Below are 24298 nucleotides of genomic sequence, written 5' to 3'. Positions count from 1 at the left end.
CGTTCGTTGAATAAAAGCGGATCGCTGGGTGGTGGTTTGCCTCTAAAAACACGCTATCCATAATTCGTGGTGATTTTTGCGGCTTCGCGTGCGCTTTTCCGGCTGCGCCCGGCTCGTGCTTCACGCCGGGCGCGGCGCGCTTACTTCAGGGTGTCCTTCGTCACCAGAACGACCGGCGTTTCGACGACGCCCGACAGCTGCGACTGCTTCTTGTTTTCGCTCAATGCCTTCAACGCGGTATCGATGCCGAACACGGCCTGCTTCGCCGCGAACTGGTCGGCGGTGGCGAGCACGCGGCCGTCCTTCAGCATCGGATGGATCGCGTTGATGTTGTCGTAGCCGACCACCAGCACCTTGCCCTGCTTGCCGGCCGCGCGCACGGCCGACACCGCGCCGATCGCCATGTTGTCGTTGCCGGCGAGCAGCGCCTTCAGGTTCGGATACTCGTTGAGCATGGCCGATGCGACCGCGTTGCCCTTGTCGATTTCCCACTCGCCCGACTGCACCGACACGACTTTCGCGCCGACTGCCTGCATCGCGTCCTTGAAGCCCGCGGTACGCTGCTGCGCGTTGGTGGTGGTCGACACGCCTTCGAGGATGCCGACCTCGTCGCCGGCCTTCAGGCGCTTCGCGAGGTAGTCACCGACGAGCCGCGCGCCCTTGCGATTGTCGGGGCCGACGAACGGCACGTTCAGGTCTTTCGACTTCAGTACGTCCGGATCGAGCCGGTTGTCGATGTTGACGACGATGATGCCCGCGTCGACCGCCTTCTTGACGACCGGCACCAGCGCCTTCGAATCGGCCGGCGCGAGCACGATCGCGTCGACCTTCGACACGATCATCTGCTCGACGATGCGGATCTGGTTGGCGGTGTCGGTTTCGTCCTTGATGCCGTTGGTGATCAGGTCGAACTTGCCGGGGTTCTGCTTCTGATAGTCTTTCGCCCCGGTCTCCATGGTCAGGAAGAACTCGTTGGCGAGCGACTTCATCACGAGCGCGACCTTCGGCTTATGAGCCGGGGCGTTCTGCGCGTGGGCGGCGGAAAAAGGCAGGACGGCGGAGGCGGCGGCGAGAACTGCGGCGGCAAGAATGCGACGACGGGTTCGATGGCTCATGCGTATCTCCAAGGTTGTCAGGCTCGCGGGCGAGCCGTATTTTTTGTGATGCGCAACCGTTTGCGAGGCCCATTCTCAGCGCAAGCTCTTCGGAATGTCAACGATTCGCGCTGTTGCAACGCACCGGCGCGCAACATCTGCGGCGCCGCAATGCGCTCGATCGATCCGGGCAGCGTGTGGCAAGGTTCCCTCGCTCAGTTCATGCAGTCGATGACGCCTGTGCGTCGCGTGCGGCGCGACCCACAGGCCGCTTATGCTGGCCTGGTATCGCGCGCGCCGCAAGTGAAACCCCGAGGAAATTGAACGGCGCGCCAGCTACAGCCAGCCGGCCTTGCGAAAACGCCCGTACAGCACGCAGTCGATCGCCAGCATCACCGCCAGCACGACCGGATAGCCGAACTTGAAATGCAGCTCGGGAATGCGCTCGAAGTTCATCCCGTAGATGCCGGCGATCATGGTCGGCACCGCGAACAGCGCCGCGAACGAGCCGAGCCGCTTGGTGATTTCGCTCTCGGCGAGCGAGATCATGCCGAGGTTCACCTGCACCGCCGTGACGACGATTTCGCGGCGCCCCTCGATGGTTCTGACGATCCGGTCGAGGTGGTCGTAGACGTCGCGGAAGTACGCCTGCATGCCTGCGCAAACACTCGGAATGCGGCCGCCCGTCAGTTTGCCGACCGCTTCCTGCAGCGGCACGATATGGTGCTGGAGGATCACGAGCCGGCGCTTCATCGTGTACAGGTCCTGCACGATCGCGCGCGAGGCGGCCGAATCGTTCTTCTCGAAGATGCGGTCCTCGAGCGTTTCGAGCTCGGTGCTGATCGCCTCCACGACCGGGAAATAACGGTCGACCACATCGTCGATCAGCGCGTACAGCACGAACGCCGAGCCCTCCTTCAACAGATGCGGCTCGTGCTCGCAGCGCGCGCGCACGCTCTTGAAGCCGGTGCGCGTGCCGCGGCGCACCGACAGCACATAGTTGCTGCCGACGAACACGTCGACTTCGCCGATCACGAATTCGCCCTGCTCGTCCATCTCGACCGTGTGCATCACGGTGAACAGCGAATCGCCGTACTCCTCGATCTTCGGCCGTTGATGGCCGTTTTGCGCATCTTCGATCGCGAGCTCGTGCAGATTGAACTCGTCTTTCATGGCCGCGAGTTCCTCGGGCTCCGGGTCTTTCAGTGCGACCCAGACGAAGCACTCGGGCCGCGCGACGTAGTCGCTGATGCTGTCGATATCGATGTCGGCGAGTTTCCGGCCGTCCTGATAGGCGGCGCAATTGATCAGCATGTTCGGATTACCTTGCATACAAAAGCAGACCTCGCCACCCTCTCACGTAAGCATTGCGTAAGACGGTCGACGGGTCTGCATGAACGGACAAGCACGCTTTCAGCCGGCTTGAATCAGCCGCCATGTTAAGGCGCGATACCTAAGCCGCGCGTTTCCAATTGTTAATGCTCGACCGCACGCTACTGCGCGACCCGCTGCAGGCCGATGCGGTGATCGTCGTTGAACGTGACCGAGGCGCGGTTCGTGTAGCGCGGGTCGGCCGTCACGACGAAGTTCAGCTCGATGACCGGATCGAACTGCGTCGATACGCCGATCCGATGCGCGCCGGGCGGCAGATAGAACACCACGTGCTCGCCGTTCATCAGGTCGGTCACGCGCTCGCCGTCGATATAGACGAGCGCATTGCGGAACCGCACGATCACGTCGCGCGAACGCTCGCGCCGCACGTCCACCGCGACGAGGCCGGGGCCCGGCGCCGTATAGCCCTGTCTGACGATGCGCTCGGCAGGCACCGGTTTGAACGGTACCGGCTCGGCCGGCGTCGACGCGCAGCCGGCCAGCGTGAGCACGCTGAGCGCGACGCATGCGGCCAACGCGGCGCAGCGTGCGGACCCGGCCATCCGTGCGGCCCGGCAGCGGCAAGACTGGCGCATCGGCATGCTGGTTCTCCCCTGTGCTCTCGATTGCGGCCCGAGTTTCCGACTACGCGGTGTGGGTCGTCGCTCCGCGTCCGCCGGTTCGGCGGACACGGTACGCTCGTACGCATCACCGTTGCGCATCATAGCAACGCGCGGACATACCGCCAGCCACGGCGCACGGAGCTCGGGCGCCGCGCCTCTTGCATGGCGCGGCGTTCTTCTTCATGATCGGTGCAGGCGGCCGCGCTCGCGGCTGGCCATCGTCGGTTGCCGGCATGCCTGTCGATCCGCGTCGCCGGACGCACGATCAAGGAGACTGCGATGTGGTATTTCACCTGGATTCTCGGCGTGGGTGTGGCGCTCGGCTTCGGCATCATCAACGTGATGTGGCTCGAGGCCAACGGCACGTTCGCGCGCGACCCGCGCCCCGATGACGCCGCCGCGCCGCGTGAGGACAAGCCTGCGTGACTTCTCTGGTTTTCTTTTGCGGTCATGCGGGCACGGGCAAGACGACGCTGGCGAAAAAACTGCTCGGCCCGCTGATGAAAGTGAGCGGCACCCCATTCTGCCTGCTCGACAAGGACACGCTGTACGGCGGCTATAGCGCGGCCGCGATGGCGATGCTGACCGGCGATCCGAACGATCGCGACAGCCCTCTTTTCCTGCAGCATCTGCGCGACCCCGAGTATCGCGGCCTCATCGATACGGCGCGCGACAATCTCGAACTCGGCATCAGCGCGTTGGTCGTCGGCCCGCTGTCTCGCGAGGTGCGCGAGCGGCGGCTGTTCGATCATGCGTGGCTCGGCGTCGCGCCGGACGTGAGGTTGCGTGTCGTGTGGGTGCGGACCTCGGAGGACGTGGCGCGGCAGCGGATCGTCGCGCGCGCGAATCCCAACGATGCGTACAAGCTCGCGCACTGGGACGACTACCGGCGGCGGCGCTTCGAGCCGAGCGGCGCGAGCCGCGAGGGTCTGCTGATGTTCGACAATACCGCGCCCAGTTCGGCGGACCATGAAGCGCTCGTCGCGCAAATCGTGGCTGGATGACGGCCCTCCCTTCTGTCTGGCGAGTGCCGCGCCGGCCCGATGATGGCTGAAAAACGGAAAATCCCCGTTCGTCGGCGACGTACGGGGATTTTCATTCGACGCGAGCCATGCCGGTCTCAAACCGTCGCCATCGCCTCCAGCGACTGCCCTTCGTACAATTTGCCGAAGCGGTTCGCCAGAAAATCGCCGAGCGACACCTGCTCCTGGCGCACGAAGCCCTTTTGCGGCAGCTTGCGCTCGCGGAACAGATCGAGCACCGCGCACATCGCGCCGGCGGTCGTGATCTGAATCGCGCTCATCGGCACGCCGCAGACGGTCTTCGCGAAGATCTTGCGCGTGAACACCTCCTGCACCAGCTGACCGTCGCGCATGCCGCTCACGGTGATGAACACCAGCACGACATCTTGCGCGGTCGACGGCACCGAGCGGCGCATGATGGTCTTCAGCGTATCGCGGTCGCTCGACAAACGCAGGTCTTCGAGCAGGAACTGCATCAGGTTGCGATGACCCGGATAGCGCACCGACTTGTAGTCGAGCGATTCGACGCGGCCCGCCAGCGTTTCGCACAGCGTGCCCAGCCCGCCCGACGTGTTGAACGCTTCGTACTCGGTGCCGTCGAGCGAGAAGTGCTCGAGGCCTTCGAGCGGCTGCACCCATTGCGTGCGGCCATCGCGGATGGCCTCGCACGGCTGGCAGTACTCGTTGATCAGGCCGTCGACGCTCCACGTCAGGTTGTACTTCAGCGCATTGGTCGGAAACTCGGGCAGCGCGCCGACGCGCATCTTCACGTCGCGGATTTCCGTGAAGCGATTCGCGAGCTCGTGCGCGGCAATGCCGATGAAACCCGGCGCGAGACCGCACTGCGGCATGAATGCGTGATCGGCATCTTCGGCGATCGCGCGGATCGCGTGCGTCGCGCGTACGTCCTCGGTCAGGTCGAAATAATGGACATCCGCGCCCTTCGCGGCCGATGCGACGTTGACCGCGAGGTAGTACGGCAGCGCGTTGATCAGCACGTCGAAGCCCTGGATCGCGGCGCGCAGCACGGCGGCGTCGGCGGAATCGATGCGGCGGGTGGGAATGCCCTGGGCGGCGAGCTTGTCGAGCGCGTGCTGATCGCGGTCGAACGCGACGACTTCGTAGTCGCCCGTCTCGCGCAGCATATGGGCAATGGTGTGACCGATCAGACCTGCGCCAACGATAGCTACTTTCATCTGCTTCTCCTTGTTATCCATGTGCTGTCTGCGAGCTTGGGAAGTGCGCCGCGTGTTGCGCGCGGCGCCTGCGGGCCGAACCCTTGAATGACAGTGTAGGAAGAAGCAAAAACAGTTCATACGCGCAAAATGCTGCGGTATGACCATCCGGTTCGACGTTCTGACGAACCGGTCAAACGATTTGTCGAAACTGTGTAAAAAAGGCGTCAACGATGGACTCTCGCAGCACTCGCGAAGAGGTTACGCCGCGCGCCGACTCACACCGTGCCGCGGTCGATCTTGCGCGCGAGAATGATCGACGTCGTGGTCCGCTCGACGCCCTCTAGCCCGCCGATCTGATCGAGCAGATCGTTGAGCCGCTCGGGCGAATCGGCGCGCAGCCATGCCACGTAGTCGAAGTCGCCGCTGACCGCGCACAGCATCTGCACTTCGGGCATTTTGCCGAGGCGCTTCTGCACGGCCGGTCCGTGCTTCGGCGCGATGATGATGCCGACATACGCGACGATGCTCGAATCGAGCACATCCTGGCCAAGCCTCACGCTGTAGCCGGCGATCACGTTGCTGCGCTCGAGCCGCGCAATGCGCGCGATCACGGTCGTGCGCGCGACGCCGAGTTGCCGCGCAAGATTCGCGACACTCTCGCGCGCGTTGGCTTGCAGCAGTGCAACGAGGTTGCGGTCGAGGTCGTCGAGCTGGTCGAGGCGCGGAGGTCTCATCGAAGGGGAAGGAAGTTGGCGTGGAATGTCGCGGATTATCGCGCGTCTGCACGCAGCGGCGCCATGTCACGCGCTACGGTCACAGATGCACGGCACACTGTGGGGCGGCCTCGGCGCAGTATGTCGGCGCGATTGCCGATCAGGCGCGAGCCGTTTCGCGTTCGTTTCGGTTGTAAGCGTTTGTCGCACACGCACCGTATTGTAGGGTTAACGTGTTACTAATAGCGGCGCCGGGCGAATGCGGCAGCCGCTTGCGGTGCGGCGCCATTCGCCGCTGGCGTGGGGCAAGACGCTCGCCGCGCGCCGTGTCTCAATAACGAACAGACATCAGGAGTTTCGATGAAAAAAGCACTGGTTATGCTGGCTACGGCCGTTTCGATGGGCGGCGCGTTCGCCCAAACCACCGCGCCGGCCGCAGCGCCGGACACCACGGCCTCGGCCTCCGCGGCCAAGGCCGGCCACGAACGCAACGTCGAAGACCGCATCGCTTATCTGCACTCGCAACTGAAGATCACGCCCGCGCAGGAAACGCAATGGAAGGCGTTCGCCGACGTCATGCGCAGCAACGGCGAAACGATGGGCCGGCTGTTCGAGCAGCGCAAGGCGGCCACCAACGTGAGCGCGCTCGACGACATGAAACAGTACGCAACGATCGCGCAGGCGCATGCGGACGGCATGAAGAAGCTGGTCGATGCGTTCGAACCGCTGTATAGCAGCCTGTCGCCGGAGCAGAAGAAGCTCGCCGACGCGACGTTCCACCAGGGCGGCCCCGAGGGTCATCATCGCGGCCACCATGGCAAGGGCAAGGGCGGCAAGCCCGCGGCAGCCGCGAGCGACGCGACTGTCAAGCCGTAATGAAAGAGCGCCCGCGGCGGGGGGTTCCCCGTTGCGGGCGCGGGTCCGTTCGGACGCGGTTGATTTCGGCAATTCCGCCGGCGCCCGAACAGCGGCTGTCTCACCACGCCTCAGCCTTTCGCCTCCCCCCGTCCGGCTCATGCATCTGGCATTATTCGGGGTCGCGCTGTCTGGGCCGGCTACCCGTCCCAGCGACTCGACGCACGATCGCCGCAAAGCGGCAAGTCTCGCCGCAACGCTCTCCCCCTAATCTTCCACCCGCTTCATGACCGAACTCAGGAATCTCGATTTGCGTGACGATCCGCACGCCCAACGCGTCGTCAAGGACGAAACGGTAAGCGTCGAATTCGCCGCCGCCGAAGGCCAGTTGATGAGCCTCGAAGGCCCGAACCGCTATGTGCGCGGCGATGCGCTGATCACCGGCTCGACCGGCGAGCGCTGGGTCGTGTCGCGCGAGCGCTTCGATGCGAAGTACCTGCCCGCCGATGCCGCGCTCGCGCACGGCGAAGCCGGCGCCTACCGCAATCGCCCGGCGGTCGTACTCGCCCGCCGGATGGACGAGTCCTTCTCGCTCGCGCGCTGCGCGAGCGGCGGCGACGTGCTGCACGGCGCGGCCGGCGACTGGGTCATGCAGTACGCGCCCGGCGACTATGGCGTCGTGCAGGCCGCGCGTTTCGCGAAGGTCTATCGGCTCGCGGATTGAATCCGCTTCGCCCGCGCTTCATTCGCGCTTCATTCGAGCGTCACGCGAACTCTTCGCCGAGATCGACCGTGACTTCGCGCGGGACCGCCTGGCCGTTCGCGTACATTTCTTCGAGCGAGCCCAGGCTCGCTTCGACGTACGCGCGCAATACCGCAAAGCTGCGGCCACGCAACCGCGCCGGCATCGCGCGATAACGCGCGAGCGCCGCCGGCGCGATCGCGACCGTCATCGCGATACGGCGCGCGGTCGAGCCGAAGCGCATTGCTACCCAGTGAACCGTCAGTGTGGGCGTGCCATCGTCGGCGGCACGCTCGATGAACTGCGTCTGCTCGGGAAACAGATCGCTGATGACGCGCGCGATCTCGTCGAACTCCGGATGCGCGCAGTCGTATTGGTAAGCTTCCATGAAGGCTGCCGGGAAAAGAAGGTCCTGAAACGTAGGCGCATTTTAGAGAAACGCTGAAGGGATAGCGAGGCGCCTGCTGTCCAGCGGCTCATCCGCTCACGCCGCCGCCGGCCGCCGGTAAATCCGTATCAGCAGTCCCGCGATGAACACCGCCGCCACCCCATAGATCGTATCGGCCGCCGCGAGCGGCAGCAGCCGCGCCTGCGTCATTGCCGCAGGCACGTCGATCAGCGCGTGCACCCCGATCGCGAGCGGCAGGATGCCGCGCGAGCCGGCCCGCACGCCGCGCCACATCAGCACCGACAAGCCGATCTGGAACACCAGCGCCGCGACGCGTTCGAGCGCGAAAATGCCGGCCAGTTGCGGCGTCAGGCTCGCGAGAATCAGATGCACGCGCATCACCGCTTCGGCCGGCAGATTGCCGAGGTAATCGCCGAGCCGGCCACGGTTTTCGAGGACCGCGAACACGAGCCACTGGCACTGCACGAACACGCCGACCATCCACGCTTGCGCGCCGCCGTGGCCGAGGCCGTAGCTGAGCGCGGCGCCATCGTCGGCGCGCAATGCGGCGGTGCGCGTGTCGGCGGTCGTGCTGGCGGCGGGGCTCGCGCCCGCGCTTGCATCGACGCCGGCGGGCGCGTCGACGTTCGCCTTCTTGCGCACCGCCGGCCGCGCCGCCGCGCGCTTCATGAGCAGCCGCATGCCGACGAACCGCCCCACTTCCTCGCAAACGCCCGCGGCCAGCGCACCATAGACGACGAACGCGAGCGGCTGCGAAAGGAACGCCGCGGTCGTCTCGTTGCCGCGCAACAGATAGTCGTGCAGCGCACGCTCGATGACCATCGCGAACAGCGCGAACACCGCGACGCCGGCGATCGCGTCGCGCGGCCGAAGCGCGAGCGGACGGCGCAATTGTCGGTAAATCAGAAACGGTAAAGCGGCGATGACGAGCGTGGCGAGCGCGAGGCTCGCGAGGGTAAGCGGTGGCACAACCATGAGTATCCTTGCGGGGTTCCTTGCAATCCCCGGCGCGCAACCGCTGCGCGCCGCAGCCCGCATCATCGCAGATTGGCCGGAAATCAGCGTGCGGTCGACGCACGCACGATCAGCTCGCCGGGCAGCAGGCAGTCGCGCGCGCCCGTCCGCGCGCCTTCGATGCGCTCGTGCAGGAATTCGACCGCGCGATAACCGATGTCGTAGGTCGGCTGGCGGATCGTCGTGATGCCGGCGAGCTCGGCCCAATCCGGATCGTCGATGGAAAGCAGCGCGACGCGGCTCTGCCAGTGCGTGCCGTAACGCGCGTTCAGATGCAGCGCGAGCCGCAACGCGACCGGTGCGTTGGCCGCGAACAGCGCGACGCGTGGGGAGGCGCCGGCGGGCCCGGCACCGGCCCCGCCTGGCGAGTCGATCGCACGATCCAGCTCCGCGAGACCGCGCTCGAGCGCAGTTGCATCGGCGAGATCGAGCACCAGCGTACGACCGCGCGCGCGGCCATCGTCGCGCATCGCCCGGTCGAATGCTTCGACGCGCAACTGCCGAGAGCTGACCTGCTCGAACGGCTGCACGACGAACCAGATGTGCTCGAAGCCCCGTTCGAGCAGATGCCGCGTACCGAGCGCGGCGGCCGCGCCATTGTCGAGACCGACCATGTCGGCGACCAGCCCCTCCACGCGCCGATCGACCAGCACCGCCGGAATCCCGCCGTCGCCGACCGGCCGCAACGTCTCCTCGCGCACGCCTAGCGCGTTGACGATCACACCTTCCACGCGGTACGTGGTCAGCAGTTGCAGATAACGCCGCTCCATCTCGACTTCGTTCGCCGCGTGGCAAATCAGCGGCATCAAGCCGAGCGCGTGGCACGCGGCCTCGACGCCTTGCAGCACTTCGACGGAGTACGGATTGGTCAGGTCGGCGACCAGCATGCCGATCAGCCGGTTGCGGCCGCGCTTCAGGCCGCGCGCCATCTGGTTCGGCTGATAGTCGAGCCGCGCGATCGCGGCTTCGATGCGCGCGCGCAGCTCGGGCGACAGCGCGCTGAACTCGCCGTTCAGATAGCGCGAGATGCTGGTCTTGCCGGTGCCGGCTTCACGCGCGACATCGGTGATCGTCGCGCGGCGCGGCGGCGCGCTCGGGGGACCAGGCGGCATGCTGGCCGGGGGCGGGGTCGTGCTCATTCGCTCATCGCTCGTGCCGGTCCGAGGACGGGAGCTTGCGTGCCGCCCTGCGAATCACTTCGCCAGGACGTCACGGTTGACGATGTTGGTCGTCAATGTGCCGTCGAGCGCGGCGACCAGGTTCTCGGCCGCGTTGAGCGCCATCGCATGACGGGTCTCGTGCGTCGCCGAGCCGATATGCGGCAATGCGACCACGTTAGGCATGGCGAGCAACGGCGAGTCGGCAGGCAACGGTTCGGTGTCGAACACGTCGAGGCCCGCGCCGTGAATCGTGCCGTTGCGCAGCGCCTCGATCAGCGCCGGTTCGTCGACGGTCGCGCCGCGTGAAGCGTTGATCAGGATCGCGCTCTTCTTCATCGCGCGCAGTTCGGCGGCGCCGATCAGATGCCGCGTCTCTCGCGTGAGCGGCACTTGCAGACAGACGAAATCGGACTGCGCGAGCAATTCAGCCAGCTCGACGCGCCGCGCGCCATACGCCTGCTCCGCTTGGTGGTTCGCGCTGCGGTTCGTATACAGCACCTTCATGTTGAAGCCATGCGCCGCGCGTCGCGCGACCGCGCCGCCGATCCGCCCCAAGCCGACGATGCCGATCGTCTTGCCCTGCACGTCGAGCCCGAACTGCGCGGGCCCGATGCTCGTGCGCCACTGCCCCGCCTTGACCCAGTCGGCCAGCTCGACGACGCGCCGCGCGGACGCGAGGATCAGCGAGAACACGGTATCGGCGGTCGATTCGGTCAGCACGTCCGGCGTGTGCGCGAGCACGATGCCGCGGCGCGTGAGGTCGGCGACGTCGAACTGGTCGTAGCCGACCGAGATCGTCGACAGCGCCTTCAGCCGGCTCGCGCCTTCGAGCATCGCCGGCGTGATCTGCACGCTCGCGCCGATGCCGCCGTCGGCATCGCGCAGCGCGGCGACGAGCGCATCATGCTGTGACGGATCGACCTGCACGACCTGCGCATGCTGTTGCAGATAGGCGAGCACATCCTCGGGCAGCGACTTCCAGGCGACGATCTTGTTCATCAGCTAATTTTCCTTGCGACGGTGGGACGAGCGGGGCCACGTTGTTCGGCCGCGGCCGGCTTGACGGCGAGCGTCAGGATCACCGCGGCGACGAGCGCCACGCTCATGAATGCATACGATGCCGCGGGCGAACCGGTCGCGCCGTTCAGATAACCGACCACGTACGAGCCGACGAACGAACCGAGCGCGCCCATGCTGTTGATCAGCGCCATCGCGCCGCCCGCGACGTTCTTCGGCAGCAGCTCCGGTACGATCGCGAAGAACGGTCCATACGGCGCGTACATCGCGGCGCCCGCGATCACGAGCAGCGCATACGAGACCCAGAAATGCGCGGAACCGAGCCCGTACGACGCCGCGAACGCAATCGCACCGATCAGCAGGAACGGCCACACGAACACCTTGCGGCGATTGAGTTTATCCGATGCCCACGAAGCTGCAAGCATCGCGATCGTCGCGGCCAGATACGGCAGCGCCGACAGCCAGCCGGTTTCCACCATGCCGAACGACGAGCCGTTCTTCAGGATCGACGGCAGCCACAGCACGAAGCCGTACACGCCGATGCTCCAGCAGAAATACTGCGCGCACAGCTTGATGACCGCGGGCGTGCGAAACGCCTCGCTGTAGTTGCGCACCGGCTTGATCGCGGCCTGCTCGGCGCGCAGCGTCTGCGCGAGCGCGTCTTTTTCCTCTTGCGTGAGCCACGACACCTGCTCGGGCTTGTCCTTGACGAGGAACCACCAGCAGATCGCCCAGATGATCGCGGGCGCGCCCTCGGCGATGAACATGTGCCGCCAGCCGAACGAATGCACGAGATAGCCGGACACGACCGACATCCACAGCACCGTGACCGGATTGCCGAGGATCAGGAACGTGTTCGCGCGCGAGCGCTCGCTCTTCGTGAACCAGTTGCTGATGAAGATCAGCATCGCCGGCATTACCGCGGCTTCGACGACGCCGAGCAGGAAGCGGATCGCCATCAGCGACGGAATGTTGCTGACCATGCCGGTCAACGCCGCGCAGCCGCCCCACAGAACGAGGCTCCAGAACACCAGTTTCTTCACGCTGCGGCGCTCGGCATAGATCGCACCCGGAATCTGGAAGAAGAAATAGCCGAGGAAGAACAGCGCGCCGATCAGCGACGCGAGCCCCTTGCTGATGCCGAGATCCTGATTGATGCCGGCCGCTGACGCGAAGCCGAAATTCGCGCGATCCAGATACGCGAGGCTGTAGGTGATGAACACGATCGGCATGATCGTCCACCAACGGCGAATCGCAAGCGATGAGGTCATGGAAGTCTCCTTGGACGGCGTCGTCCCGAATCAATGATGAAAAAATCTGGGCGCGCTGTGGGCGCTCTTGTTGTCGTCGATGCTGGTTGTGGATACAGCGCTATCGATGCGGTCCGATCCGCGTCAGGCCGCGCTTGCGATGTCCGGTACCTCGGCCAGCTCCAGCGCGTCGAGTTCGGCGCGGCTCGGCAAACCTTCCGAATCGCCGATCACCTGGATCGCGAGCGCGCCGATCCGGTTGCCACGCGCGACCGCCTGCGCGAGCGTGCGGCCTTCGAGCAGCGCGCTGATCACGCCGACCGCGAAACCATCGCCCGCGCCGACCGTATCGACGACGTTCGCGACCGGCCGGCCGGCGATCGTCGCGGCATCGGTCGCGGTGCGGTAATACGCGCCCTGCGCGCCGAGCTTGACGATCACGCCGCGCGCGCCGCGCTCGAGATAGAACTTCGCGATGTCCTCCGGCTGCGTGTGGCCGGTCAGAATCTCACCCTCGCCGATGCCGGGCAGCACCCAGTCGGCGAGCGCGGCGAGCGCGTTCAAGCCTTCGACCATCGCCGCGCGCGAGGGCCACAGCGTCGGACGCAGGTTCGGGTCGAACGAGATCGTCCTGCCCGCAGCGCGCATTTCGCGGGCCAGGTGGAATGCGAGTTCGCGCGAGCTTGCCGAGATCGCCGGGGCGACGCCGGTCAGATGCAAATGACGCGCGGGCAGCACGTAATCGGCGAGGTAGTCGTCGAGCGACAGATGGCTCGCCGCCGAGCCTTTGCGGAAGTATTCGACCGCCGGGTCGCTGCCGTCGTCGCTCTTCGACTTCAGCTGGAAGCCGGTCGGATGGCGCGCGTCGGTGCTCACGCATTGCTGGTCGATGCCCTCTTTCGTCAGCGTGTCGCGCACGTACCGGCCGAACGAATCGTCGCCGACGCGGCTCATCCAGCCCACCCTGAAGCCAAGTCGGGACAAGCCGATCGCGACGTTCAGATCCGCGCCGGCGATGCGCTTCGTGAAGTGCCCGACGCCCGCGAGCGGGCCGGCTTCGGCGGCGACGAACATCGCCATCGCTTCGCCGTAGGTGATCACGTCGAGCGCGGGGTAAGGGTGCGTCATGCTGGGCTCCTGGTGGTGCTGCTGATGCGGTGATTCGTGTTGCGTGGAATGCGTTCTTTGCTGCCTGGGTTGCCGCCTCGTCTGCTATACGGCTTCGACCGAGGCGCTTCGTGATGCCGCGTCGCGCGTCTACACGCGCGCAAGCCAGCTCACATAACGCGCGGCATCCGCGTCGATCCGGCTCGGATCGAACGGAAACTCGATGCCGCGCGGCACATCGCGCGGCAGCCGGTCGAGGAGCGCGCGCAATGGCGCGTCATCCTCGGCCGGCGCGCTCGCAAAGCGCCGCGCGCCCTCGCCCGTGGTGGTCTTGCAATGGATGTACTCGACGTACGGCGCGAGCTGCGGCGCGAGGGGTAGCGGCGCGACGTCGAGCCACGCCCAGTTGCCGGTATCGAAGGTCATGCCGAGCGCGCCCGCGCGGCCTTCACGCGCGAGCGCATCGAACAGCCCGACGAACTGCGCGGGCGAGCCGCCCTGCGCCAGTTGCCCGTTTTCGACGACGAGCCGTGGCCGCACACCGCCCGTGGTGCCCGAGCCGCTCGCGACGTGCGCGACGATGGCCGCGCTGTGAGCCCCGCCCGCGAAGCCGCCGAGTTGCAGCTTGACGAAGCGCGCGCCGAGCGCGGCCGCCTGATCGAGCGCGACACGCAGTGCGTCGGTATCGAGCTGGCCGTCGGCCGCGTACAACGATGCCGGCGTCGAGAACACCGACCACAGTCCGAGATCGGCCAACGCCGCGCCGAGCGCGCGCAGCCGTTGCGGGTCCGCGTCCGCGTCGCTCGCGAACAGCTCCCGGCGCACTTCGAAACCCGCCGCGCCGGCGCGCTTTGCCGCCTGCGCCCATTTCAGATGGCCGTCGGCGCGCACGGCGTTCACACCGAACGCGCTGGCGACGACCACGATCTCCACTGCATCAGCCATATCCAACTCGCGCAATCTGAAGCGAAACCGCTTTTGGAACCGGTTCCAACTAAACTTCGAAAAAAAGCGCCGAGGCGCTGCGATGTGCGAATGGTGCTCGGGACAGCCATCGCGCACCATAGAGGAAATCCCCAGGCGCGGCCGGCATACGGCGAGCGTCAAGCGAAGCGCGCCGGGCACGGCAGCGCGCCGCGCGGGTTCGGATTCTCGACCCCATACGCTGCCAGCGCGGAAGTCAGCCGCCCTCGTCCGCGACGCACATCGCCAGAAACTGCTCGACCACCCGCGACGGCGCGCTCGCATGCGGCACCAGAATCGACAGCCGCCGCGTCAGCGGCTGCGGGCTCAGCGACATGAGCCGCAGCGCACCGTCCTCATGCCGCATCGACATCGCCGACACGAAACCGACACCCATCCCCGCCCGCACCGCCTCCTTCACCCCTTCGACCCCCGCGATTTCGAGCGCCACGCGCATCGGCACGCCCGCGCGCGCGAACTCGCGCTCGACCGTCTGCCGCACGCCCGAGCCTTCCTCGCGCAGCACCAGCGGATACGCGCCGAACGCGGCCAGCTCGATGCGCCCGCCATTGTCCGCCTGCGCGAGCGGATGCGAGCGCGGCATGATCGCGACGATCTCGTCCTCGCGCCACGCATGGACGACCGTGTCCGGCGGCAGATCGGCGCCGGCGGGACCCTCGATCATCGCGATGTCGACCGAGCCGAGCGCACCGACGATCTCGGCCGTGTTGCCGTTGGCGGTATGCACGGTCACGTGCGGATAGCGGCGATGGAATTCGGCGATCAGGTACGGCAGCAGGTAGCTCGCCGGCGTCGTGCTCGCGCCGATCCGCAAGGTGCCCTGTTCGAGACCGCGCAGCGCGTCGCGATAGGCATGCGCCTGCCGCCAGGTGTCGCGCAGCCGCGCCGCATAGGCGGCGAGCTGCTCGCCGGCTGGCGTCAGCCGCACCCCGCGGCCATCGCGCTGATACAGCGGCTCGCCGAACTCGTCCTGCAATTGCCGCAGCTGGCCGGACACCGCCGGCTGCGACAGATGCAGCGCCACCGCCGCCCGGCTGATGTTGCGATGCTCAGCGACGGCGGCGAACGTTATAAGTTGATCCGGGGTCATCTCGATTAAATATCCGTTGAGCCGATACTTCACATTCTAAATCACGATTTTTCATATCGATATATCTAATTTAGGATTAGCCCCATTGCTGCTTATGCAGTCCCACGCAAGTCCGTTACGAAACCACCGATCATGTCCACACCCACCGCCCCGCTCGCCGCCGCCTCCCCCGCGCTGTCCACCCGCGGCCAGCTCAACGGCGTACTGTTCGTCGCGCTGTTCGCCGCCGCGGTCACGCGCATCGCGGCGATTCCGGCGATTGCCGGCCTTGGCCTGAGTCCGCTGATCGTCGGCATCGTCGCGGGGGCGATCTACGGCAACGCGCTGCGCGACAGCATGCCGGTCAGTTGGGCGGCCGGCGTGAATTTCTCGGCGCGCAAGCTGCTGCGCATCGCGGTCGCGTTCTTCGGCTTGCGTGTGAGCCTGCAGGAAATCGCCCAGGTGGGCCTGCCGGGTCTCGCGGAGTCGGTGCTGATCGTCGTCAGCACGCTCGTGATCGGCACCTGGGCCGGCATGAAAATCATGAAGCTCGATCGCGACACCGCGCTCCTGACAGCGGCCGGCAGCGCGATCTGCGGCGCGGCCGCGGTGCTCGCGTTCGAATCGACGCTGCAATCGAAGCCGCACAAGAGCGCGATGGCGGTCGGCAGCGTCGTGCTGTTCGGCACGCTGTCGATGTTCCTCTACCCGGTGCTGTTCAACGCAGGCTGGCTGCATCTCGACACGGTCGGCGCCGGCCTGTTCTTCGGCGGCACGATCCACGAGGTCGCGCAGGTGGTCGGCGCGGCGAGCAACGTGAGCCCCGAAGCGACGCACATCGCGACGATCGTCAAGATGACCCGCGTGATGCTGCTCGTGCCGGTATTGCTGGTGGTCGGCCTGTGGGTGAACCGCGCGACGCGCGGCGCGACGGATGGCGGCACGGACGGCGCCGCCCCGCGCAAGCTGGCGATCCCCTGGTTCGCACTCGGCTTCCTCGCCTGCGTGGCGATCAACTCGCTGCATGTGCTGCCGGAAAGCGCCACCTCGACGCTGAACCTGTTCGACACCTTCGCGCTGACGATGGCGATGACCGCACTCGGCATGGAAACGCGCTTCTCGCAGATTCGCGAAGCGGGTCCGCGCGCGCTGACCACCGGCCTGATTCTGTATGTATGGCTGATCGCCGGCGGACTCGGCATCACATGGACCGTCCAGCACCTGTTCCACTAAGCCGTCGCCGGCTCTCCCGCCTTCCCCGACACCCCGCCGCGCGCGGGGTTTTGCGCTTTCTGGCGCACCATCCCGGCCGATCACACGGCATACTCGTTGCTGCGAACTTTGCCCCCCAACCCGCCCGTGCGCGACGTCCGATGGCAGCGGTGAAACCGCCTTGCCGCGACGCGTCCGGGCGACCGGAATGAGGATCGATCGATGAGCCTGGAACTGTACTACTGGGATGGCCTGCAAGGCCGCGGCGAATTCGTGCGGCTCGCGCTGGAGGAAGCCGGCGTCGACTATGTCGAAGTCGCGCGCGGCAAGCCTTCGAAGGGCCTTGGCACCAAAGCGATGATGGCGGTGATGCAAAGCCCCGACGAGCCGTATCCGCCGTTCGCGCCACCGTTTCTGAAAGACGGCGATCTGGTCATCGCGCAGACCGCCAACATCCTGTTCTATCTCGGCCCGCGGCTCAAGCTGGCGCCGGAGGTGGACAGCCTGCGCTATGTCGCGAACGGCCTGCAGCTGACGATCGCCGACGTCGTCACCGAAGCGCACGACACCCACCATCCGCTCGCGAGCGGCCTCTACTACGAGGAGCAGAAAGACGCGGCGAAGGTGCGCGCGCACGATTTCATCGACCATCGGATTCCGAAGTTCATGTCGTACTTCGAGCGCGTGCTCGCGCAGAATCCGGCCGGCGACAGCTTCATGGTCGGCGACACGCTGACCTATGTGGACCTGTCGATGTTCCAGCTGATCGACGGTCTGCTGTACGCGTTTCCGCGCGCGCTGAAGCGCTTCGGCGAGCACTATCCGCGGCTCGCCGCGCTGCACGACGCCGTGATCGCAAGACCGAACATCGCCGCGTATCTGGACTCGGACCGGCGCATCGGCCATAACGAGAGCTGCATCTTCCGGCACTATCCTGAACTCGACAAGGCGGCGACTTGAACCGCGCCGCCCGCCTCCGCCCGCTCGCCGCCGCGCGCCCGCCATTCGAGGCGGGCGCGCTGCTGTTGTGCCGCGGTTTTTTCAACCTTCCATCACGCCCCGTACCGACGACGTGCTTTCATTCCTGCTGAAGCTGCGCACCCGCGCCCAAAGCGTTTTCCGCCTCTCAGAAGCCCATACGGTGCTGGTCTGGGCCGTTGTGGTCGGCATTGCCGGCGCGTTGGCGACCATCTTGTTTCGCAAGGGCATCGAACTGCTGCAACTGGCGATTGCCGGCCGCTCCGGCAGCTTCGTCGACATGGCGCGCAGCCTACCGTGGACCATGCGCATCTGGCTGCCGGCCGCGGGTGGTCTCGTCGCCGGCATTTTCCTGCTGATTGCGCAGCGTCACGCCGACACGAAAACGCACACCGACTACATGGAAGCGGTCGCGATCGGCGACGGCGTCGTGCCGGTGCGCCTGAGCCTGTGGCGCAGCGTGTCGTCGCTGTTTACGATCGCGAGCGGCGGTTCGATCGGTCGTGAAGGTCCGATGGTGCAGCTCGCGGCGCTCGCCTCGTCGCTGATCGGCCGCTGGGTCCACTTCGATCCGCCGCGGCTGCGCCTGCTCGTCGCGTGCGGCGCGGCGGCCGGTATCACGTCCGCGTATAGCGCGCCGATCGCGGGCGCGTTTTTCGTCACCGAGATCGTGCTCGGCTCGATCGCGATGGAAAGCTTCGGGCCGGTGCTGGTCGCGGCGGTCGTCGCGAACATCACGATGCGCGAGTTCGCCGGCTACAAGCCGCCCTACGAGATGCCGGAGTTTCCGACCGTGACCGGTCCCGAGGTGCTGCTGTTCGTCGCGCTCGGCGCGCTGTGCGGCGCGGCCGCGCCGCAGTTTCTGCGGCTGCTCAACGCATCGAAGGCGGCCTTTCGCAAGCTGCCGGTGGCGTTGCCGGTGCGGCTCGCGCTCGGCGGTCTCGTGGTCGGCATCATTTCGGTCGCGGAGCCCGAGGTGTGGGGCAACGGCTACAGCGTCGTGAACTCGATCCTGCATTCGCCGTGGACATGGTCCGCGCTCCTGCTGGTGCTCGTCTGCAAGCTCGCGGCGACCGCGGCGACGGCCGGCTCCGGCGCGGTGGGCGGTGTGTTCACGCCGACGCTGTTCGTCGGCGCGGCGGTCGGCTCGCTGTTCGGCCAGGGCATGCACGCGTTGTGGCCGCATGCGACGTCGGCCGCTTACGCCTATGCGATGGTCGGCATGGGCGCATTCCTCGCGGGCGCGACCCAGGCGCCGCTGATGGCGATCCTGATGATCTTCGAGATGACGTTGAGCTATCAGGTCGTGCTGCCGCTGATGCTGTCGTGCGTGGTCGCGTATTTCATCGCTCGCGCGATCGGCAAGACCTCGATGTACGAGATCACGCTGCGCCGCAATCGCGAGGAGCAGGAGCGCTCGCGATTGCGCGCGACGCAGATGCGCGAGCTGATCCGCCCCGCGCAGACCGTCGTGCCGCCGAACGCGACCGTGCACGACATGACGCGCGTGTTCCTCGAGTATCCGGTCAAGTATCTGTACGTCGCGAACGACTCGGGCGCGTTTCTCGGCGTGGTCGCGCTGAAGGACATCACGTCCGATCTGCTCGAGCGGCGCGAAACGTCGATGAAAACCGCCGCCGATTATCTGCAGCCGCATTTCGACGTGCTGACGCCGGACATGTCGCTCGCCATCGCGTTACAGCACTTCATGGCGTTTCAGGGCGAGCGGCTGCCGGTGATCGAAAGCACCGCGCATCCGAAGCTCGCCGGCGTCGTCTACAAGACCTCGCTGCTCGATGCGTACTTCCGCATGAGTCCGTCGCGCTAGAGCTTTCGAAGGCTTCGCGGGGCGCGATGCAAAGCGCCGCGGATTCTCTACAATGGACAGACCCGCCGGCCCTTCACGCGGCCGGCACGCGTGAGCCCAGCTTGGGCGCAGCGACAGCGCCCGCCGTAGCGTCGGAGCGAAGATGAGCGAACCGTCCCCCGAGGCCGTACGCCGCGATCAGGCCGGCTGGATTTTCGTGCATATCGAAGGCGAACCGTACGATCGCGGCGAGCAGCACGGCCAGTTGCTCGCCGACGAAATCAGAAACGCGATCCGCACCGCGCGCTATCTCGCCAAATGGGACACCGGGGAGGAGTTCGACACCTTCGTCAATGCCGCGACGAGCCAGTTCGCGAGCAAGCTCGACACCGAATTCGCCGATGAAATCCATGGCATCGCCGACGGCGCGAAGCTGCCGTTCGCCGAAGTGCTCGCGTGGAACGGCTACATGGATCTGCTGCAAAGCTGGTGGCCGACGCACGCCGCGCAGGCGCAGCCGCATCTGGGCGCGAAACTGTGGCGCGGCCGGCGCGGTCACCACTGCAGCGCGTTCATCGCGACCGGCAACGCGACGCGCGACGGCCGTATCGTGATGGCGCACAACTCGTGGGACCGCTACGCGGCCGGCGACGCGTTCAACGTCGTGTTCGACATCGTGCCCGACCGCGGCAACCGCATCCTGATGCAGGGCCTGCCGGGCTGCATCTCGAGCCTGACCGATTTCTGGGTCACGGCGGCCGGCCTGATGATCACCGAAACGACGATCTCGAACTTCGCGGGCTACAACGCGGCCGGTGCGCCCGAGTTCTATCGCTCGCGACGCGCGTCGCAATATGCGAACAGCATCAAGGAATGGTGCGACATGTTCTCGCTCGCGAACAACGGCGGCTACGCGAACAGTTGGCTGCTCGGCGACACGAAGACCGGCGAGATCGCGCGTTACGAACTCGGGCTGCACTATGCGGGCTTCGAGACCACCAAAGACGGTTTCTACAGCGGCTACAACACCGCGACGGATCTGAAGATCCGCAACCAGGAATGCATCGGCGAAGGCGAGGACTATACCGACGTGCGCAAGAACGGCGCGCGGCGTCTGCGTTTCATGCAGCTCGAGGAACTGCATCGCGGCAGCATCGACGTCGAGCTCGCGAAGCAGATGATCGCCGATCATCACGACGTCTATCTCGATCGCAACGACAACCCGTGCTCGCGCACGATCTGCGGGCATCTGGAGCTCGACGACGCGCGCTTCGGCGGCACCGATCACGGGCCGTTCAATCCGTGGGGCGCGAACGACGGCAAGGTGATCGACAGCGAAATGGCCCGCGAGATGGCCTTCACCGCGCGCTGGGGGCATCCGTGCGGCCGGCCGTTCGACGCACAGGCGTTCATGAAGCGGCATCCGCAGTGGAACTGGCTGAACGGCTATATGCGCGACCGGCCGTCGTGGCCGTGGACGCGCTTCGATGTGCTGCGCTAGCGCATGGCGGACGCGCGCGCCTGTTCGTGCGATGATCGAATCTACAATCCGGTTTTGTCGCAAATGTGCGCGCGTTGCAGTATTTGCCATCTAAGATGGTAAGGAGCCTGGGCCGCGCAGCGCCATGCCGTCCTCGGCTTGCACCGTCCTCTCGACGCGGGACGGCACAGGGTTTGCTCGATTGTCAGCGCCGCATGAGCTTTAGGAGGTCGGGCGATGAAAACCTCGACACTGTTAATCATGGTGACGCTGTCAGCCTCGTGCTTTGCCGCGCCGGTTCATACCGCCTCGGACAGCACGGATTCCATCACGCTCGCGCAACGCGCGAACGCCGCGCCGGTCGCGCCTCCGGCCCCAGACGTGTCGAGCACCGACGCCAGCCGTCCGCAGCACTGGGAGCATATTGCGCTGCCGAAGTCCCGACATCTGGACCGCAGCCTGACCGGGCAGAACGAGCATCTGACCACGTGAGGACCGCCGCAACGGCGGGCGGCGGCGCGGCTACGACGGCGCGCCTGCCCGGTTTGCGCCGGCTGTCATAACGTTGGGGTGGCGCGCGCGGGATTGCAACAGACTGCGAGAAACTCATCGCGGCGAGGCGCTGGCTTGTCGTGGCAGCAATAACGACGTGACTAACTTAAGCTCATTAGGAGCATGCGCATGACGGCCTCGGACATCCCCGGCGAATCGATCGATCTGCAGATCGCCGATCTTCTCAGCGAAGTCGAGTTCCCGACCAACAAGGACGCACTCGTCGACGCCGCGCGCGAAGCCGGCGCGAGCAACGAGGTGTTGGCGATGCTCGATGGTATGCCGGAGCAGGATTATGTCGACATCGAGTCGGTCACGCGCCTGATCGGCGGCAACTATGGCCCGGGCCTGGGAATCTGAGCCCGGATTCAACCTCGCCTCACCTCACACGTCAGAACTGCGACGACGCCGCGATCCGCGCGCGCGCCACCCGCGCCACACGGCGCGTCGTACGGCTGTTTTCGAGCGCGTCGTCGGCGATCTCGCGCGCCGTCGGAGCGTCGGACCCGCTCACCCCGGCCACCACCCGCACCGGCGCCACGCTACGGGAATCCCGCGCCTGCGCGCTGTCCGGCTGGAAATGCTCGACCAGATGGTCGATGAACGTCCGCACCTTCGCCGGCAGATGCAGCCGGCTCGGATACGCAATCGTGATTTCGATGGGCGGCAGACTGTATGCGTCGAGCAGACGCACGAGCCGCCCCGCTGTCAGATCACGGCCGATCAGGTAGCTCGGCAGGATCGCCACGCCCATGCCGAGCAGCGCGAACTGCCGCAGCATCTCGGCGTTGTTCGCCGCGATCGCGTTGGTCGGCCGCACCCGCACTTCGCCGTCCGGCCCATTGAACAACCGCTCCTCGCCGCCCTGCTCGGCCGGCCTGCTCAGGCACGAATGCCTGAGCAGATCCTCGGGGCGCTTCGGCGTGCCGTGTTGCGCCAGATACTCGGGCGTCGCGCAAACCGTCATGTAGCCGGTCGTCAACCGCCGCGTGACGATGCTCGCGCTGCGCATGTGCCGCGCAGCCAGGATGCCGACGTCGAAGCCCTCTTCGACCAGATCGACGTGGCGGTCGGCGAGCGTGACGTCGGGCACCACGTCGGGATAGCGCGCCGCGTACGACTGCACGACCGGCGCGAGACTGTGCAATCCGAACACGACCGGCGCGACGATGCGCAGCGTCCCGACCGGCTCGTGATTGCGCGCCACCACCATCTGCTCGACGCTTTCGAGATCGGCGAGGATGTGGCGTACGCGCTCCAGATAGGTCGCGCCGGATTCGGTCAGCGAAAGACGGCGGGTGGTGCGGTTCAGCAGTCGCGTGCCGAGCCGCGCTTCGAGATCCGCGACGTGCCGCGTGACGACCGCGGTGGACAGATCCAGCGCGCCCGACGCGCCGACGAAACTGCCGAGGTCCGCCACCTTGACGAACACGCGCATCGACTGCAGTTGATTCATGGGACCACTCCTGCCTCGGTAAAGCCGGGCCGGCGCAACCGTTGCCGCCTGTGTCGACCCGCGCCGCATGGGCGCGCACGGGTCCGCCCAACGCAACCGATTCTAGCGATAGGACATGTCCCAACCCTGACCCAGACATGACATTCCGGTCAGATTCGGCGCGGCGTGTCAATCGCGCCACTATTACGGCGTCTATCGTGGATTTTAGCTAGGTATAAACCCTAGTTTGCTGGTAACATGGCGGCCAAAGAAAGTTACCGCTACACCGCCATGCCACATCGTTTTCGTCTGCTGGAAAAGATCGCGTTTTCGCTGGTTTGCTGGTCGGCCGCCGCGGGCTCGGCCTATATCGGTTACGAGCGCTGCCCCGATATCAAGGTTGCCCTGCACGCCGGGGAAAAATTCCTCGACGCCAGCGGCCAGTACGCGTTCGCGTGCGCGGCGCCCGCCGCCGAGGCCTGCGCGCGACTGCCGGTCGAATGATTTTTCCGCCTTGAACCGTATCTGATGCGCGATCCCTCCGGGTCGCGCATCCGCGCCTCCAGGCTCAACGCCTACCGTTACGCATCGCGCCCGAACACCACGCGCGAGAAAAACCCCGCCAGCACCGTTTCGGCCATCTCCGCCGGGACATTCTGCGGATCGACCGTGTAGAAGAACTGCACGCCGTCGCACAAACCCATCAGGCCGATCGCGAGTTGCTCGGGCGGCATCGACATCGGCGTGCCCACGCGCTCCGAGAACTCGCGCACATAGGCGCTCAACTGTTCGATCTTTTCGTGCATGAACGCGTTGAAGCGCAGCCGGAAACGGCCGTCGCGCACCGCCAGTAGCTTCGCCTCGACCCACAACAGAAAACACTTGTTCTCGCGATGCAGCGAGCTGTAGTAGCGCAGCACGCGCGCCTCCATCTCCTCGCGCGACGCCGCGCTTTCGAAGATCGCATGCAGGCCCGCCTGCATCGCTTCGTGATCGCGCCGCAATAACTCCAGAAACAGCTCGGTCTTGCTGCGGAAGTTCGAATAGAACGCGCCGCGCGTATAGCCGGCCGCCGCCGCGATGTCCTCGACACTCGCCGCGACGAAGCCCTTCTTCATGAAAATTGCCTGCGCGGCATCGAGCAGCCGCTCCCGCGTCTGGTCCTTGCTCTGCTCTCTTGTCAGTCTTTGACGTTTCATGGCCGCAAGCCTAGCACCCAAAAGAAT

General features: G+C 66.1%; 26 protein-coding genes. 11 read left to right on the top strand and 15 right to left on the bottom strand.

Translation table 11 applies throughout. The annotated features are described in order from the left end of the window. Nucleotides 1–140: 140 nt before the first annotated feature. The 3 genes from OKW39_RS00705 to OKW39_RS00695 form a co-directional block, all read right to left on the bottom strand. Nucleotides 141–1115 (bottom strand): sugar ABC transporter substrate-binding protein, encoded by a 975-nt coding sequence (locus OKW39_RS00705; protein WP_090805823.1) that lies wholly within the window; start codon nucleotides 1113–1115, stop codon nucleotides 141–143. 315 nt (nucleotides 1116–1430) lie between these two features. Further along, nucleotides 1431–2408, bottom strand: a complete 978-nt coding sequence (gene corA, locus OKW39_RS00700; RefSeq protein WP_429561812.1) for a magnesium/cobalt transporter CorA — start codon at nucleotides 2406–2408, stop codon at nucleotides 1431–1433. 179 nt (nucleotides 2409–2587) lie between these two features. After that, the gene (locus OKW39_RS00695; RefSeq protein WP_090805293.1) at nucleotides 2588–3067 is read right to left on the bottom strand and encodes a hypothetical protein; all 480 of its coding nucleotides are present in this window, start codon (nucleotides 3065–3067) and stop codon (nucleotides 2588–2590) included. Nucleotides 3068–3367: 300 nt separating this feature from the next. Between OKW39_RS00695 and cydX the strand changes: the two genes are divergently transcribed. Both cydX and OKW39_RS00685 read left to right on the top strand, forming a co-directional pair. Then, nucleotides 3368–3514: a cytochrome bd-I oxidase subunit CydX gene (cydX, locus tag OKW39_RS00690; protein WP_184056699.1), complete on the top strand. Its 147-nt coding sequence runs from the start codon at nucleotides 3368–3370 to the stop codon at nucleotides 3512–3514. Then, on the top strand, nucleotides 3511–4092 hold the full coding sequence (locus OKW39_RS00685) for an AAA family ATPase (protein WP_429360936.1): 582 nt from the start codon (nucleotides 3511–3513) through the stop codon (nucleotides 4090–4092). The genes cydX and OKW39_RS00685 overlap by 4 nt, the downstream gene beginning before the upstream one ends. Nucleotides 4093–4208: 116 nt before the next feature. Here the strand turns inward: OKW39_RS00685 and OKW39_RS00680 are convergent, their stop codons facing one another. Both OKW39_RS00680 and OKW39_RS00675 read right to left on the bottom strand, forming a co-directional pair. Next, complete coding sequence (locus OKW39_RS00680; RefSeq protein ID WP_090805828.1) at nucleotides 4209–5306, bottom strand: saccharopine dehydrogenase family protein; 1098 nt, start codon at nucleotides 5304–5306, stop codon at nucleotides 4209–4211. A 257-nt stretch (nucleotides 5307–5563) separates the two neighbouring features. Beyond that, nucleotides 5564–6022 carry an Lrp/AsnC family transcriptional regulator gene (locus OKW39_RS00675; RefSeq protein ID WP_429561811.1) on the bottom strand — a complete coding sequence of 153 codons (459 nt, stop codon included), beginning with the start codon at nucleotides 6020–6022 and terminating at the stop codon, nucleotides 5564–5566. Between the two features lie 339 nt (nucleotides 6023–6361). On the opposite strand from OKW39_RS00675, the gene OKW39_RS00670 reads away from it, so the two are divergent. Both OKW39_RS00670 and OKW39_RS00665 read left to right on the top strand, forming a co-directional pair. Beyond that, entirely contained in the window at nucleotides 6362–6877 is a 516-nt protein-coding gene (locus OKW39_RS00670; protein WP_429360932.1) for a Spy/CpxP family protein refolding chaperone, read from the top strand. A gap of 265 nt (nucleotides 6878–7142) precedes the next feature. Then, entirely contained in the window at nucleotides 7143–7580 is a 438-nt protein-coding gene (locus tag OKW39_RS00665; protein ID WP_090805302.1) for a PGDYG domain-containing protein, read from the top strand. A gap of 40 nt (nucleotides 7581–7620) precedes the next feature. Here OKW39_RS00665 and OKW39_RS00660 read toward each other — a convergent pair whose 3' ends face one another. The 8 genes from OKW39_RS00660 to OKW39_RS00625 form a co-directional block, all read right to left on the bottom strand. Then, entirely contained in the window at nucleotides 7621–7986 is a 366-nt protein-coding gene (locus tag OKW39_RS00660; RefSeq protein WP_090805303.1) for a DUF3022 domain-containing protein, read from the bottom strand. A gap of 96 nt (nucleotides 7987–8082) precedes the next feature. Then, complete coding sequence (locus OKW39_RS00655; protein ID WP_429561810.1) at nucleotides 8083–8982, bottom strand: YhfC family intramembrane metalloprotease; 900 nt, start codon at nucleotides 8980–8982, stop codon at nucleotides 8083–8085. 83 nt (nucleotides 8983–9065) lie between these two features. Continuing rightward, on the bottom strand, nucleotides 9066–10160 hold the full coding sequence (locus OKW39_RS00650; RefSeq protein WP_429561809.1) for a LacI family DNA-binding transcriptional regulator: 1095 nt from the start codon (nucleotides 10158–10160) through the stop codon (nucleotides 9066–9068). Nucleotides 10161–10214: 54 nt separating this feature from the next. Further along, the gene (locus OKW39_RS00645; RefSeq protein ID WP_090805308.1) at nucleotides 10215–11180 is read right to left on the bottom strand and encodes a 2-hydroxyacid dehydrogenase; all 966 of its coding nucleotides are present in this window, start codon (nucleotides 11178–11180) and stop codon (nucleotides 10215–10217) included. Further along, nucleotides 11180–12469, bottom strand: coding sequence for an MFS transporter (locus OKW39_RS00640; protein ID WP_090805310.1), 1290 nt, complete (start codon nucleotides 12467–12469; stop codon nucleotides 11180–11182). Before OKW39_RS00640 ends, OKW39_RS00645 begins: the two co-directional genes overlap by 1 nt. 123 nt (nucleotides 12470–12592) lie before the next feature. After that, nucleotides 12593–13576 (bottom strand): sugar kinase, encoded by a 984-nt coding sequence (locus tag OKW39_RS00635; protein ID WP_260334880.1) that lies wholly within the window; start codon nucleotides 13574–13576, stop codon nucleotides 12593–12595. 129 nt (nucleotides 13577–13705) lie between these two features. After that, a complete protein-coding gene (locus OKW39_RS00630; protein ID WP_429561808.1) occupies nucleotides 13706–14500 on the bottom strand; it encodes a sugar phosphate isomerase/epimerase family protein in 795 nt (264 codons plus the stop codon). 235 nt (nucleotides 14501–14735) lie between these two features. After that, the gene (locus OKW39_RS00625) at nucleotides 14736–15629 is read right to left on the bottom strand and encodes a LysR family transcriptional regulator (RefSeq protein WP_187610523.1); all 894 of its coding nucleotides are present in this window, start codon (nucleotides 15627–15629) and stop codon (nucleotides 14736–14738) included. Between the two features lie 132 nt (nucleotides 15630–15761). On the opposite strand from OKW39_RS00625, the gene OKW39_RS00620 reads away from it, so the two are divergent. The 6 genes from OKW39_RS00620 to OKW39_RS00595 all read left to right on the top strand — a co-directional run bounded on the left by OKW39_RS00620 (nucleotide 15762) and on the right by OKW39_RS00595 (nucleotide 21997). Next, complete coding sequence (locus OKW39_RS00620; RefSeq protein ID WP_429355677.1) at nucleotides 15762–16841, top strand: YeiH family protein; 1080 nt, start codon at nucleotides 15762–15764, stop codon at nucleotides 16839–16841. Nucleotides 16842–17042: 201 nt separating this feature from the next. Next, complete coding sequence (locus tag OKW39_RS00615) at nucleotides 17043–17780, top strand: glutathione S-transferase (protein ID WP_090805317.1); 738 nt, start codon at nucleotides 17043–17045, stop codon at nucleotides 17778–17780. A 112-nt stretch (nucleotides 17781–17892) separates the two neighbouring features. After that, entirely contained in the window at nucleotides 17893–19626 is a 1734-nt protein-coding gene (locus tag OKW39_RS00610) for a ClcB-like voltage-gated chloride channel protein (RefSeq protein ID WP_429334729.1), read from the top strand. A gap of 142 nt (nucleotides 19627–19768) precedes the next feature. Then, a complete protein-coding gene (locus OKW39_RS00605; RefSeq protein ID WP_090805319.1) occupies nucleotides 19769–21106 on the top strand; it encodes a C45 family autoproteolytic acyltransferase/hydolase in 1338 nt (445 codons plus the stop codon). A gap of 216 nt (nucleotides 21107–21322) precedes the next feature. Then, complete coding sequence (locus OKW39_RS00600) at nucleotides 21323–21577, top strand: hypothetical protein (RefSeq protein WP_090805320.1); 255 nt, start codon at nucleotides 21323–21325, stop codon at nucleotides 21575–21577. Nucleotides 21578–21766: 189 nt separating this feature from the next. Next, nucleotides 21767–21997, top strand: coding sequence for a DUF2795 domain-containing protein (locus OKW39_RS00595; RefSeq protein WP_184003893.1), 231 nt, complete (start codon nucleotides 21767–21769; stop codon nucleotides 21995–21997). A gap of 31 nt (nucleotides 21998–22028) precedes the next feature. Here the strand turns inward: OKW39_RS00595 and OKW39_RS00590 are convergent, their stop codons facing one another. Beyond that, a complete protein-coding gene (locus OKW39_RS00590) occupies nucleotides 22029–23093 on the bottom strand; it encodes a LysR family transcriptional regulator (protein ID WP_429561807.1) in 1065 nt (354 codons plus the stop codon). Nucleotides 23094–23363: 270 nt separating this feature from the next. On the opposite strand from OKW39_RS00590, the gene OKW39_RS00585 reads away from it, so the two are divergent. Beyond that, nucleotides 23364–23576, top strand: coding sequence for a hypothetical protein (locus OKW39_RS00585; RefSeq protein ID WP_090805832.1), 213 nt, complete (start codon nucleotides 23364–23366; stop codon nucleotides 23574–23576). A gap of 77 nt (nucleotides 23577–23653) precedes the next feature. Here the strand turns inward: OKW39_RS00585 and OKW39_RS00580 are convergent, their stop codons facing one another. Continuing rightward, on the bottom strand, nucleotides 23654–24271 hold the full coding sequence (locus OKW39_RS00580) for a TetR/AcrR family transcriptional regulator (protein ID WP_090805323.1): 618 nt from the start codon (nucleotides 24269–24271) through the stop codon (nucleotides 23654–23656). Nucleotides 24272–24298: the final 27 nt, after the last annotated feature.

The sequence above is a fragment of the Paraburkholderia sp. MM6662-R1 genome (assembly GCF_050436245.1).
Lineage (GTDB): Bacteria > Pseudomonadota > Gammaproteobacteria > Burkholderiales > Burkholderiaceae > Paraburkholderia > Paraburkholderia tuberum.
Note: the sequence above shows the minus strand (reverse complement) of the source record. Positions and strands in the feature narration are given on the sequence as shown.